The organism is Methylobacterium sp. WL69 (genome assembly GCF_008039485.1).
Lineage (GTDB): Bacteria > Pseudomonadota > Alphaproteobacteria > Rhizobiales > Beijerinckiaceae > Methylobacterium.
On record NZ_VRUZ01000012.1, the window covers coordinates 34,429 to 47,394 of the forward strand.

The following is a 12,966-nucleotide window of genomic DNA, read 5'->3' on the forward strand; positions in this document are numbered from 1 at the left end:
CGAACCTCTACAACCGCCAGGTCCAGAACGCGTACGACCCGTTCAACCCGCTCCCGACCGCCGGCCTCGGCGAGCGCACGCGGTACGAGTACCGCGGCGACTACCAGCTCTCGCCCGGCAACCTCGTTCTGTTCGGCGCGCAGCGTGACGACGAGAGCCTATCGACTACCGATCCGAACCCGTTCGGTTCCGGCAACCTGCGGGCCAGGAACGGCAATACCGCCGGCTACGGCGAGATACAGCTGACGGCGTTCGACCGTGCCTCTTTCGTCGCCAACGTTCGCCACGACGAGAACGACGCCTTCGGACCGGCCACCACGTTCCGCGTCGCCCCGAGCTACATCCTGCCGTTCACCGACACGCGGGTCAAAGGCAGCGTCGGCAACCGGCTTCAAGGCGCCGACCCTGAGCCAGCTGTTCCAGAGCTTCCCGGCGTTCAACTTCTTCGCCAACCCCAACCTCAAGCCGGAAGAGAGCCTCGGCTACGATGCCGGCTTCGAACAGCCGCTCGGCGAGCGCGTTCTCGTCGGCGCGACCTATTACGCCAACGACTTCAAGAACCTGATCAACACCAACGCCAGCTTCACCTCGAACGAGAACGTCGGGCGAGCCGAATCCTACGGGGCCGAGGCCTTCGTTGCGGTCCGGTTCACCGACACGCTCTCGGGCCGGGTCGACTACACCAACACCGTGACCAAGAATGAGATTACCAACCAGGAGCTCCTGCGCCGGCCCCGCCACAAGGGCAGCGCCACCGCTCAGTGGACGCCGATCCCCGGCCTGAGCTTCAGCGGGACGGTGATCGTGCTTGGCCACTTCGTAGATGGAAACCGAGACTTCTCGATCCAGAGGCTGAAGAACCCGGGCTTCACCCTGGTCAACCTCGCGGTCAACTACGACGTGAACGAGACGGTGAGTGTGTTCGGCCGGATCGATAACCTGTTCGACCGCCGCTACGAGAACCCCACCGGCTTCCTCGGGCCGGGCCTCGCCGTGTACGGCGGCGTCCGCGTGACGACGTTCTGAGGATTGCGATGTCGATGCGATGGACGCTGGCTGCGCTAGCGATTGCGGTCTGGCCTGGTCTGTCAGGTACGGGGTGGGCGGCAGACGAGCCGGTGCATCCGGTCCACGTCGTCTCGATGAACCTCTGCGCCGACGAGCTGGTCCTGCGGCTCGCCGACCGCGACCAAGTCACCGCCGTGACCTACCTCGCCCATGACCCTCGCGGCTCCACCGTCGCGCGGGAGGCCACCGGCATCGCGGTGACCCGTGGCCTGTCGGAGGAGATCGTCGCGCTCCGGCCCGACTTCGTCGTGGCCGGAGCCTTCACGACGCGGACCACGGTGGGCCTGCTCAAGCGCGTCGGCTTCCCCCTTCTCGAACTCGGCGTACCCAACGACTTCGAGGGGGTGCGGGCCCAGATCCGGACCGTCGCCGCGGCCCTCGGGCACCCGGCGCGCGGCGAGGCGATGGTCGCGGACCTCGACGCGCGGCTGGCGCAGGTGGTGCCGGCGGCAAAACCGTTGCGGGCACTCGTCATGCGCCCGAATGCCTTCACGGTCGCACCCGGCAGCCTTGGCGATGCGATCATCCGCGCCGCCGGCCTCGTCAACGTTGCGGCAGAACTCGGTCGCGACCGCTTCGGCCAGGTCCCGCTGGAAGCGGCGGCCTTCGCCGACGCCGACCTCATCGTCCTCGACGAGGGGGAGCCCGGCGCGCCGTCGCTGGCCGATGCCCTGCTGCACCATCCCGTCCTCGACGCGCTACGTCGGCAGGGGCGTACCGTCTCGATTCCGAACCGGCTCTGGACCTGTCCAGGTCCGCAGGTCGCCGAGGTCGTGGCCTTGCTCGCTGCGGCGGCACACCAACGGGCGGCACGATGAACGCTCCCCTCCCGCCTCCCATGCGGGTCGACCGGGCGGTCGTCGGACCCCGCGCGGTCGTCTCGATACTCGGCCTGCTTGTGCTCGTCCTGACGGTCGCGTCCATCGCGGTCGGGTATGCCCCTTTCGACGTCCCGGCGGCGGCTGGCGACCTCATCACCGGACGGGCGACCCTCCCGGCGCTGGTGCTCTGGGAACTGCGCCTGCCTCGTGCCTTGCTCGGCAGCCTTGTCGGCTTCAGCCTTGGGCTGAGCGGGGCGGCGATGCAGGGCTACCTGCGCAACCCGCTCGCCGATCCCGGCATCCTCGGCATCTCCTCCGCGGCGGCCCTCGGGGCCGTGGTGGTGTTCTATGGCGGCTTCGCAGCCTCGCTTAGCCTAGCCCTCCCGCTCGGCGGGATCGCCGGCGCCGCCGTGGCGGCGCTCGCCCTGAACCTTGTCGCCGCCAGAGGCGGCACCACCCTGGGATTGATCCTCGCCGGCGTCGCCCTGTCGAGCCTCGCCGGCGCCATGACGGCGCTGGCGCTCAACCTGTCGCCCAACCCCTACGCGGCCCTGGAGATCGTGTTCTGGCTGATGGGGTCGCTCGCGGACCGCAGCATGGACCATGTCTGGCTATGCCTGCCGTTGATGGCGGTCGGCTGGGGCCTGATGCTGTCCACCGGCCGCGCGCTGGATGCCCTGACGCTGGGCGAGGACACAGCTTCGAGCCTCGGCTTCCATCTGGTCTCAGTCCGTCTGCGCCTCGTCACGGGCGCGGCGCTGGCCATTGGCAGTGGCGTCGCCGTCAGCGGCGCCATCGGCTTCGTCGGCCTCGTGGTGCCCCACCTCGTGCGACCACTGGTAGGCGCGCGTCCCGGCGCCAGCCTATGGCCGAGCGGCCTCGCCGGGGCCGCTCTGGTGCTTGCCGCGGACTTGGGCGTTCGTCTCCTGGCGACGCGCCCGGAACTCAAGCTCGGTGTGGTGACTGCGCTCGTTGGGGCACCGTTCCTGATCGTGCTCCTCCTGCGTGAGCGAGGGCGCGGCGCATGAGCCTCGCGACCGCAGCCCTCGATGTCCGCCTCGGCGGGCGTGCCATCCTGTCGGATATCACCCTGTCCCTGGAACGCGGGACCCTCGTCGGTCTGGTCGGTCCGAACGGCGCTGGCAAGACCACCCTCCTGCGCACCCTCGCGGGCTTGGTCGCCCCGACCAAGGGCCGCGTAAATCTCGACGGTATGGCGCTCAAGGGCATCTCCCGCGACGCGCGCGCCAAGCGCATCGCGGTGCTGTTCCAGGGCACGGGGGCCGGTTGGCCGATGCAGGTGCGTGACCTCGTCGCCCTCGGCAGGCTGCCGCATCGACGCGCGTTCGGTGGTCTCGATGGCGCCGATCACGCCGCCATAAACCGAGCGATGACACGGACCGACGTCGCGCGCTTCGCCGAGCGGACCGAACCGACCCTGTCCTCGGGCGAGCGGATGCGCGTGCTGCTGGCGCGGGCGCTCGCCGTCGAAGCGGAGTGGCTTTTGGCCGATGAACCGATCACCGCACTCGACCCGGCCCACCAGCTCGACGCCATGACGCTGTTGCGGAGCGTGGCCCTGGCCGGCACCGGCGTCGTCGCCGTCCTGCACGACCTCTCCCTCGCGGCCCGGTTCTGCGACCGGATCGTGGTCCTTGGCGAGGGACGTGTCGCCGCCGATGGACACCCGGACGTTGCGTTGACCGACCGGCTACTTTCGGACGTCTTCGGCGTCACGGTTTGCCGTGGAGCTGGACCGGACGGAACCGCCTACATCCTGCCCTGGAACCGTTCGGGGCCTCTCACGGAGGAGATCGATGCAACCTTCCCCAAACAGCCCTGATGCCACCGTCGCCCTTCTGCGCGGTGCACTGGCCGATCCGACCACGGCCTGGAGCCTGGGCAGCTTCGGTGCCATCGCCGAGTTCATGCGCGATCCCGACGAACCCGTCGTGGCGCTGCCGGACGAGCGCCTGGGACTTGCGACAGCGCGCGGGGCCATCGCCCTGACCCCGAGCTCCGACCTGCGGCCCGTCGCCTACGAGACGGCCGTTTCGTCCGGCTGGAACCACGCCATCGCGCTTTGCTTGCCGGAGGCGACCTGCGCGATGAACCGCAGGACCGTGGTGACGGAGCTCGGGCCCGACCGGAACGCCGCCCGGGTCGAGGATCGCGACGGCATCCTGTTCGACCTCGGCCTCGGCCTTCTCGCCGTGGATGCCTGCGTGCGGGTACGCGATCCGGAGGCCGTCGAGCGGCTGCGGGCCGGCGTCGGCATGCCGCTATTCGACCACGCAAACCCCATCGGGCCGCATCTCGTCGCCATGAGCCCGCACCGGGTGTTCCTGGCGCAGGTCGGGCGCGTCGAGGTCTATGCCCCGATCCCTGGTCCCGGCGGTACCAGTCCTGAAGGTCCGCATACGCACGTGCTGCCCAAGCTCCTGCGCAGCGGTCGGACCCATGCCGCCACGACGCCAATCCCGGCGGGCTGGGTCCCCTGCGCCGGCCTGCACCCGGCGCACCCCTACAAGAACATGATGGGCGACCGCATCGCCTTCGATACCGACCGCTACGAAGCGTTCCAGGCGATGCTCGACCATTGGGGTGATCCGGAACTCGTGGCGATCAAGCGCGGCGGGCCCGAGGCGCCCGGCGGCACGGTATCGACCCGCCACGCCCAGGGCGCACGCCGCGTCGCTGAGGCCCAGGCTCGTTACCTGCGCGGCGAGATCATCGAGGGCTCGGCGAGCGACGACGAGGATGCGGAGGCGACGGCCTGACCGTGACCCGGACGGTGCCCGGCAGGAATCGTCCGGGGGCACCCCAGAGGGTGATCGGCCTGATCGGCTGCCCGGGTGCGGGTAAGACGACCTACGCCCGCCGCTTCGATCCGCTCGACGGCTGGGTCCACCTCACCCTCGACGACTTCCGTCAGACGCTCTGGCCGCCGCACCGGCAGGTCTACTGGGAACTCAGGCAGGGCTCACATGACGATGCGGCCCGGGACGTCCTGCACCGGGTCAAGGAAGCGGCCCTGGATGCCGCCCTGACGAACGGCTTCAGCGTGGTGATGGCGGACACACATCTCACCAGACCCGTGTTCGAGCGCGAGCTCGGGATCGTCGCCCGACACGGGCTCACCGTGGAGTGGAAAGTGTTCGACGTGCCGTGGGAGGTCCTGAAAGTCCGCAACGCGGAGCGTGGTCGCGTGGACCCGTCGCATCGCCAGCCGGATGAGGTCCTCCGGTTCACCTACGAGGTTTTCCAATCCCCGGACGCTTGGTGGCGTAGCTTGCCGCCGCAGCAGGTCGAGGTCCTGACCTGACGGACGCAGCGTGCGATCCGTGTTCCCAAGTGTTGCCGGCAGGGCATAACCCCTCGTGCATTGCACTTGGTCCGTTGACGGGCATGGGCGTCGGCATGTTAGCTCGGCCGTGACGGTTCCTCCCCGGAGGATCAAAAGGGAACGCGGTGCGGGGGTAGCCCCAACGCCGCGGCTGCCCCCGCAACTGTAAGCGGCGAGCCCTTCGCCACCGACGTCACTGAGCGGCCTCGCTCGGGAAGACGGTGAAGGGCGATGACCCGCGAGCCAGGAGACCTGCCGTCAGTCGTGGTCACACGCGAGACACGCTGGGCGGGGTGCCCCGGCGGGTGCGGAAGCATGCGCGCTGCGCGTGGTTCGGCCTCGTTCGCGGTGACGTGCCACTGCCGTCGCCCGAGGCCCATCAACGTGTCCCGTTCACCGTCCATCCCGCTGATGTCCGTGCTGGCCCTGTCCTGCGCGATCCCCACCGCCGTGGCCGCCCAGGGGGCGCCCGCCAGGGAGACCGCCGTGGTGCTCGATGCGCTGTCGGTCGAGGGGACCCTCACCGCCACGCCGACCTATCGGGTGCCGGAGCTCTACAGCGGCACCAAGACGGTGACGCCGCGCCGCGACCTGCCGCAGCAGGTCGACGTTGTGCCCCGGGAGGTCCTGGTCGACACCGCCGCGACCCGGGTCGAGCGCGCCCTCGACTACGTGCCCGGGGTCGGCAAGCAGAACGACTTCGGCGCCCAGAACCTCGCCCTGTACTCGGTGCGAGGCTTCGCAACCCAGGATATCTTCCAGAATGGGTTCAACATCGCCCGCGGCTACAACGGCGCCCCCGACACCCAGAACGTCCAGTCCATCGAGGTCCTGAAGGGCCCGGCCGGCGCCCTCTATGGCCGCAGCGATCCGGGCGGGACCGTGAATATCCTCACCAAGCAGCCCGTGGCCCGGCCCTTCGTCGAGATGGGCACACTGTTCGGAAGCTTCGGCACCGCCCGCACCACGGTCGATGCCGGCGGGGCGCTGAGCGAGGACGGCCGCGTGCTCTACCGCTTCAACGGCGCGCTCGCCCGCCAGGACAGCTTTCGCGATTTCGTCGACGGCGACCGAGTGCTCCTGGCGCCCGTGGTGAGCTGGCAGGTGACGCCCGACACCAAGATCATCTTCGAGGCGCAGTACCTGCGCAACCGCCAGACCTTCGACCGAGGCACCGTCGCGGTGAACAACCGCCTCGGCCTCGTCCCGCGCTCACGCTTCTTCGGCGAGCCGGGCGACGATTCCGTGTCCGAGAGCGCTCTGTTGCAGGTCCGTCTGGAGCACGCCTTCAACACCGACTGGCAACTGCGTGTCGCCACCCACCTCAACACCGGCAGCCTCACCGGCCTGCAGACCGGCGCGACCGGGATCCTCGACGACGGGCGCACGCTACTGCGCGAGTTCCGCCAGCACGACTTCACCTGGGGCGTTGCCATCGGCCAGGCCGAACTCGTCGGGCGCTTCGAGACCGGGCCCATCGCCCACACCCTGCTGCTCGGCCTGGAGCACGAGCGCTACAACAGCACCGAGAACCTTCTGCGCTCGACCCCGCGCCTCGACCCCTTCGCCATCGACCTGTTCAACCCGGTCTACGGGCAGGCCAAGCCCTCGTTCACGCGCCGCTACGGCGCCAGCGAGAACGTCGGCAACACAGCCGTCTACCTCCAGGACCAGATCGCCCTCAGCCCGGAATGGAAGCTGCTGCTGGGCAACCGAACCGACTTCTACAACCAGACCTTCCGGGACAAGGTCGCGGGCGAGCGCACCGAGCAGGACCGCACCGGGTTCTCGCCGCGGGCCGGCCTCGTCTACCAGCCGCTGTCGTTCCTGGCGCTCTACGGCAATGTCGCCGCCTCGTTCCGCCCCAATACCGGCTTCGACAGCGCGACGCGGCCCTTCGCTCCCGAGACCGGGTTCGCCTACGAGGTCGGGGCCAAGCTCGACCTGTTCGACGGCCTCAGCGTGACGGGCGCCGCCTTCCACATCGAGAAGGAGAACGTGCTCACCACCGATCCGGCGGACTTCTTCTTCCAGATCGCCGCCGGGGCCGTGCGCAGCCAGGGCTTCGACGTGAGCCTGGTCGGACAGGTCACGCCTGAGTTCAGGGTCATCGGCGGCTACGCCTTCATCGACGCGGCCGTCACCCGCGACGAGGTGCTGCGTCCCGGGTCACCCCTCCTCAACATCCCGCGCCACAGCGGTTCCCTGCTCGGCATCTACGAGGTCCAGGCCGGCGACTGGAAGGGTTTTGGTATTGGCGGTGGGTTCCGGGCCGTCGGCTCGCGACTCGGCGACAGCGGAGTCGAGAGCTTCCGGCTGCCCGGTTACATCCTGACAGACGCGCTGGCCTACTACCGCTACGAGAATCTGCGCTTCGGCCTGAACGTCGACAACATTTTCGACGAGACCTACTACGAGCGCTCCTACAACACCTTCTGGGTCGGCGTCGGCGAGCCGCGGCGGGTCACCGTCAGCATGACGGCGCGGTTCTGATGGGCGAGCGTCCGGGAAAACCTGAGGCGTCGGCCTGCGCACCGGCCGTGTCCAGCCGCATCGCCTCGATCGATGCCCTGCGAGGGCTGGTGATGGTGCTGATGCTCCTCGACCACCTGCGCGAGACCTGGTTCCTCCACGTTCCCGTGGCCGACCCGGTCGACGCCCGGACCACCCTGACAGCCGTGGCCCTGGCCCGCCTCGTCGTCAGCCTGTGCGCGCCCATCTTCATCGCGCTGACCGGCGTGGCAGCCTTCCTGTTCGGCACGAGGCACACGCTGTCGGAGACGCGAGCCTACCTGCTGAAGCGTGGCCTTGTTCTAATGGCACTGGAGGTTATCTACCTGTCGGAACTGTACTGGGGCGTGGCCATTCCAACGCTCTGGCTGCAGGTGATCTGGTGCATCGGCGTCTGCATGATCGTCCTCGCGGCCATGATCGGCCTGCCACGTCCGGTTCTATTCGCGGTAGGGCTGCTGATCGTCGGTGGCCACAACCTCCTTGACCCGATCCACTTCCAGCCTGACCAACCGTTTTTTGCGGTCTGGGCGATGCTGCACCAGCGTGAAGTCATCGCGCTGCCGTTCGGGCTGGTCGCCAAGACGACCTATCCCGTGCTCCCGTGGATTGGCGTGATTGCGCTCGGCTACGCGGTCGGCCCGTGGTTTCTGCCCACCGTCGCGGCGCAAACCCGCGAGCGCCGGTTTATGGCTCTCGGCTGCGGAATGCTCGTCGCTTTCATGGTCCTACGTCTGGCGAACGGCTACGGCGACAAGCCCTGGTTCGTCGTCGAGGGCGACGCGCTTCGAACCACGATGAGCTTCGTTTCGCTGACGAAGTATCCCCCTTCGCTGCTGTTCCTGCTGCTGACGCTCGGGATCGGGGCGCTGCTCGTCGTCGCGCTTGAACGAAGGCGCGACGCCCCAGTCGTCGCGGCCTTAGCAGTGTTCGGCGGTGCGCCGATGTTTTTCTACTTGCTCCACCTGACGATCCTGCGGCTCCTGTATCACGGTGCCGCCGCCATCTGGGGCCCGACGCAGGGCAGCGTGTTCGGCGTGGCAGATTACGGCTGGGTGCTGGTCTGGTACGTCGGCTTGGTCGTGCCCCTCTACTGGCCGACGGCCTGGTTCTCGCGCTTCAAGGCATCCCGACGCGAGATCGCCTGGCTCAGGTATCTCTAGTGGAGGAAATCTGACGGATAGAACCCGTTCCCTGGGCCCACTCCCGGCCCCTTGCCGACCCTCAGAAGGTCCGCGCCCAGCCTGTTGAGGCAGAGGTCAACGACTGGGTTGGGTGGAAGCGGCGAGACCGTTTTCGGTCGCCAAATGCTTCAAGCGGACATCAACATCGTCCGCTCAACAGGATCTCGGCGACTTCGGGCACGTCTCGGGTCGCCCGCTCGCACAACCCGGAAAGGTCTGCACCGGAGAAGGCGTGCATGTAGAGGGGGTGGAGGGCCATCTCGACGAACCGCACCGCCGTCGGGGTGGCCTCGGCCAGCGCTGCGTCGGAGGCATCCGTCGCCAGGCATTCGGCGATGCAGCTGACGCACCCCCCGAAACCGATCCGGAATCCCTCACGACCGAGCTCGGGAAATGCCTTCGCCTCGGCGATGGTTAGGCGCATCAGGGCGATGCTCTCCTCGGCAAGGGTGAGGTTCGCGAGCTCGATGCCGACCTGGACGAGACGCTCCTTCAACGACCCACTCGTGGGCACGATGGCCATCCGGGCCTGCAACACGTCGACGTAGCGGAGCACCACCGCCGAGAAGAGGGCCTCCTTGGTCGGGAAGCGCCCGTACAGCGTCGTCTTGCCCGTGTGGGCGAGCTCCGCAATCTGGTCGACCGTCGTGCGACCGAACCCCTGCTCCAGGAACAGGGACGAGGCGACAGTGATGATGCGTTCCTCGATCTGCCCGGCCTGGTCGGCGCGCGGGCGTCCACGCCGCGGGCGGTCCGGCGACGAATGGACGGGGGTACGCTTGCCGGATTGGTCCAAGATCGGAGCCGATTTCGCTGGGGGACGCATGCACCGAAGGTGGTGCGTGCGAACGGCCAAGCCAAGGCGTCCCGCACGGCCGTCCATCTGTGATGGTGAGCGGCGAGCGACCTGCGCGAGGGGGCGGAGCGCCGGCCGGTCGCCGTCATCACGAGGCCGAAGGCCCCGTGATCCCTATCGCCCGAGTGCTAGGCGGCCTGCTTGCCGACCGCGGCCTCGGCGGCCTTTGCGTAACGCTCTTCCAGCGCCTTGCTCTCCTGGCCGAGGCGCTCGAACTCCTCGGCCTGCTTCGAGAGGCCGAGTGCCTTCGCGTAAATCACGTGGCACTGGAACGCTGTGGCCACGTAGGTCAGGCCGGCTCGGGCACCGAAGCCGATGGCGACGTCGCGTGTCTCGTCGTCCTGGGCAGCCTTGACGGACATCTCAGTGCCTTCGGCGATGCCGGCCTGGATACGGTCCTTGAAGTCGTTCGGCTGGGTGTCGAGCTCCTTGAGGAAGTCGATCATCGCCTGCTGCTGGCGGCCGCACAGCGCCGCGCCTTCGCCGGCCAGCTTCTTGAACTCCGGATCGGTGAACTGCCCCTCGGCCTGCGAGGCTGCCGCCTTGCCCTGCTCGGAGGCCGAACGGTAGGCCTGGAGGCCGGCGATGTACCAAGTCTTGATCGTCTCGCGGGACATTCGAACTGCCTGTCTGTTGGGTCGTGTGGTCCGCCACGCCGGGAGCGGAGCGGTCCGCGCACCATGCTTGGAGCATTAAAAGGACGATGTCGTCCTATTATGAGAAGTCGCGTTTCGGCCCATGGTTCCTGGCCGGTTCCGGTTTTTCGATCAGGGCCGTCAGCCGACGATGGCGTCGTTGAGGTAGGCCACGAGGGGCTGGGCCGCCGCGAAGGTCTCGACGACCACATCGAGGGCGTCGTCACCCTGGACTTGCTTGTTCGTCAGTTTGCGGTTGGCGCAGAACCCCTTCATGCGCAGGTACTCGATGGCCGGGTGGTCGGGATCGTACCCCTGAGGCGCCCGCTTGAGCTCGCCAGGGCTCGTCAGCCCGTCGGGGAACATCGCCTTCATCTCGCGGGCTTCGACGACACCGGTCCATTTCGGCACCGAGGCCGCGATCCGCTTGCGGATGTTGTCGAGCGCCTTCGGCTCGGTCGTGAAGATGCCCCCACCCGCGTAGCAGGCCCCGGGCTCGACATGGAGGTAGTACGAGGCCGACCCCTGGTAGTCGCCGACACCGTTGAGCATCACGAACAGGTCCGTCTTGTACGGCGGCTTGCCCTTGGCGAAGCGCATGTCCCGGTTGATGCGGGTCACGCACTTCGTCGGCTCGGCGTTCGCCTTCTTCACCTTGGGATCGAAGCGTGATGCCGCGTCGATCAGGAGACCTGCCACCTCGACGAGGTTGGACTTCGCACGCTCGTAGTCGTCCCGATGTTCCTCGAACCATTCTTTGTCGTTGTGGGCCGCGATGCCCTTCAGGAAGTCGAAGGTGTGCTTCTCAATCATCTGGGGGCATTCCTTTCACCGAAATCGAACGATGGCGTGTCGTGCACCGGACGCGCCCCGAGAGCTGGCGACTTCGCCCCCCAAGCCGCGCGAGCCGCGCGAGCGGCGGCCAGGTGGTCGACCAGGGGCGGCGGCAGGGGTGATGCGGGATGCAGCCATGGCTCGTGGGCGAACCCGGCCGGAAGGCTGGCCAGTTCGGGCAACCAGGCGCGGACGTAGCTCTCGTCGGGGTCGAGGTCGCGGCCTTGCTTGACCGGGTTCAGGATGCGCGGCCCGCGATCCTGATTGACCCGGCCGTCGTTGATCGCGACCTGAAGCCAGGTGATACCGGGCTCGTAGTCGTCGAACATCTCCGCCAGAGCCGTCCCGACCTCGAACGGAGGCAAGCCCAGGAGCTGCACCGCATAGGAGGCGGCAAGCTGGCGGAGGCGGAAATTGATCCAGCCGGTCGCCTTCAGCTCGCGCATGGCCGCATCAGGCATGGGAATGCCAGTGCATCCGTCCCGCCAGGCTTTCACCCTGCGCCGCATCTCCGGCGTGATCGGGAGCGGACGCAGATCGTCCTCATAGCGGGAGAAAGTCGTGAGGAAGCCTGGCCGGCAGCGAACGCGCACCTTGAAGGCGCCGAAGGATTTCCCCGCGACTGTACGGGCCTGGCCCGGGTTCGCGCGATGCCAGGCGCGTTCCGCCGCCTCCGTTTCGACCCTCGCCCTATCGCTGGACAAGGTGCCCGCCGCAAAGTGGGTCGATAGTAGGCTTGTGCTCAGCCGGTCTCGGCCCGGCATCCACATGCTAGCCAGGTAATCCCGCTCCGGCAGGACCCTCAGGAAGGCCCGCAACAAGGCTATCGGGTGATCGTCCGGCAGCGCCCCCGGTGCGACCTCGACCGCATCGGACAGGAACGGCACGTCAGGTCTAGCTCCGCCCGCTCCCTTGCGACGGATCATCTCGCCGTTGACGGTCAGCAACGGGATGTAAGCCGCCGCCAACTCGTCCGCCCATCGCCGGTGATGGGCAAGTTCCGCGGCCATGCCATCGGCGGCGTTGCGGATGACCACGGAACATCCATGCCGCCGACAGGCCGCCGCGACGGACGTGTCGTCACCAGGGCCGCGCACCTCGAAAGGTATGCCTTTGGCCGAGAAATGCGCCTCAAGTCGCGCCTCGGCTGCCTCCTCAAGGGTGCGCCGATGCGGAGTCCGCCTGGGTCGCCCCCGCGCCTCCGGGGCGATGCGCAGCACCGTGAAGCCCCCGTAGCCGGTCATGGCCCGCCGGAGGGCAAGGTTGTCCTCAAGCCTCAGATCTTCGGCAAGCCAAAGAAGGACCCTGCAATCGGATTGTCGGACGGTCGTAGCATGCATCGGAATGAAATGGGACGATGGCGTACTATTTCAATATCGGGGTCGCAGGTATGATGCGGATCGTCCGCTTCTTGCCCAAAAGCTAAAGTCCGTTCCTGTCCCGAGCCGAAGTGGCCGGACGGCCGACGGTCGACCGCTTATGGGAAGCGCTCATGACGAGTTTGGCGGCTGGGTTGGGTCGGCATCTGCCGGACCGCTCTACGCCCGGGATGGGTGGAATGCGGTCCGGCTGCTTTCGATCAGAAGACGCCATTAGGCAGCCAATCGTGGAGGTCATGGAGCATCGGCCGATTGCGCCACGAGGTGCAGCTTGCCTAACCTCTCACCCCGGATGGACCAGAGCCTCCGCTCCTGAAAACCGCAGACTGTCC

General features: G+C 67.9%; 12 protein-coding genes and 1 riboswitch. Of the genes, 8 read left to right on the forward strand and 4 right to left on the reverse strand.

All coding sequences use genetic code 11. The features are described from left to right. Positions 1 to 258: 258 nt before the first annotated feature. The 8 genes from FV218_RS23490 (at position 259) to FV218_RS05920 (ending at position 8,909) form a co-directional block, all read left to right on the forward strand. Positions 259 to 1,026, forward strand: a complete 768-nt coding sequence (locus tag FV218_RS23490; RefSeq protein WP_348642014.1) for a TonB-dependent receptor — start codon at positions 259 to 261, stop codon at positions 1,024 to 1,026. Between the two features lie 8 nt (positions 1,027 to 1,034). Beyond that, positions 1,035 to 1,886, forward strand: a complete 852-nt coding sequence (locus FV218_RS05890) for an ABC transporter substrate-binding protein (protein WP_147709043.1) — start codon at positions 1,035 to 1,037, stop codon at positions 1,884 to 1,886. Continuing rightward, positions 1,883 to 2,917 (forward strand): iron ABC transporter permease, encoded by a 1,035-nt coding sequence (locus FV218_RS05895; RefSeq protein WP_147709044.1) that lies wholly within the window; start codon positions 1,883 to 1,885, stop codon positions 2,915 to 2,917. The genes FV218_RS05890 and FV218_RS05895 overlap by 4 nt, the downstream gene beginning before the upstream one ends. Continuing rightward, positions 2,914 to 3,732, forward strand: coding sequence for an ABC transporter ATP-binding protein (locus FV218_RS05900; RefSeq protein WP_147709045.1), 819 nt, complete (start codon positions 2,914 to 2,916; stop codon positions 3,730 to 3,732). The genes FV218_RS05895 and FV218_RS05900 overlap by 4 nt, the downstream gene beginning before the upstream one ends. Further along, the gene (locus FV218_RS05905; RefSeq protein ID WP_147709046.1) at positions 3,707 to 4,669 is read left to right on the forward strand and encodes a hypothetical protein; all 963 of its coding nucleotides are present in this window, start codon (positions 3,707 to 3,709) and stop codon (positions 4,667 to 4,669) included. The genes FV218_RS05900 and FV218_RS05905 overlap by 26 nt, the downstream gene beginning before the upstream one ends. 50 nt (positions 4,670 to 4,719) lie before the next feature. Further along, on the forward strand, positions 4,720 to 5,214 hold the full coding sequence (locus FV218_RS05910) for an AAA family ATPase (RefSeq protein ID WP_147709047.1): 495 nt from the start codon (positions 4,720 to 4,722) through the stop codon (positions 5,212 to 5,214). Positions 5,215 to 5,310: 96 nt separating this feature from the next. Beyond that, a riboswitch (cobalamin riboswitch) is annotated at positions 5,311 to 5,510 on the forward strand. Positions 5,511 to 5,619: 109 nt separating this feature from the next. Continuing rightward, positions 5,620 to 7,728 carry a TonB-dependent siderophore receptor gene (locus tag FV218_RS05915; RefSeq protein ID WP_246685009.1) on the forward strand — a complete coding sequence of 703 codons (2,109 nt, stop codon included), beginning with the start codon at positions 5,620 to 5,622 and terminating at the stop codon, positions 7,726 to 7,728. Beyond that, complete coding sequence (locus FV218_RS05920; RefSeq protein WP_147709048.1) at positions 7,728 to 8,909, forward strand: heparan-alpha-glucosaminide N-acetyltransferase domain-containing protein; 1,182 nt, start codon at positions 7,728 to 7,730, stop codon at positions 8,907 to 8,909. The genes FV218_RS05915 and FV218_RS05920 overlap by 1 nt, the downstream gene beginning before the upstream one ends. A gap of 160 nt (positions 8,910 to 9,069) precedes the next feature. Here the strand turns inward: FV218_RS05920 and FV218_RS05925 are convergent, their stop codons facing one another. The 4 genes from FV218_RS05925 to FV218_RS05940 all read right to left on the reverse strand — a co-directional run bounded on the left by FV218_RS05925 (position 9,070) and on the right by FV218_RS05940 (position 12,595). Continuing rightward, positions 9,070 to 9,726 (reverse strand): TetR/AcrR family transcriptional regulator, encoded by a 657-nt coding sequence (locus FV218_RS05925; protein WP_056162276.1) that lies wholly within the window; start codon positions 9,724 to 9,726, stop codon positions 9,070 to 9,072. 188 nt (positions 9,727 to 9,914) lie between these two features. Next, positions 9,915 to 10,403 carry a DUF892 family protein gene (locus FV218_RS05930; RefSeq protein ID WP_056162272.1) on the reverse strand — a complete coding sequence of 163 codons (489 nt, stop codon included), beginning with the start codon at positions 10,401 to 10,403 and terminating at the stop codon, positions 9,915 to 9,917. Between the two features lie 159 nt (positions 10,404 to 10,562). Further along, entirely contained in the window at positions 10,563 to 11,234 is a 672-nt protein-coding gene (locus tag FV218_RS05935; protein ID WP_147709049.1) for a DUF2461 domain-containing protein, read from the reverse strand. After that, a complete protein-coding gene (locus FV218_RS05940) occupies positions 11,231 to 12,595 on the reverse strand; it encodes an FAD-binding domain-containing protein (RefSeq protein ID WP_147709050.1) in 1,365 nt (454 codons plus the stop codon). The genes FV218_RS05935 and FV218_RS05940 overlap by 4 nt, the downstream gene beginning before the upstream one ends. Positions 12,596 to 12,966 lie beyond the last annotated feature (371 nt).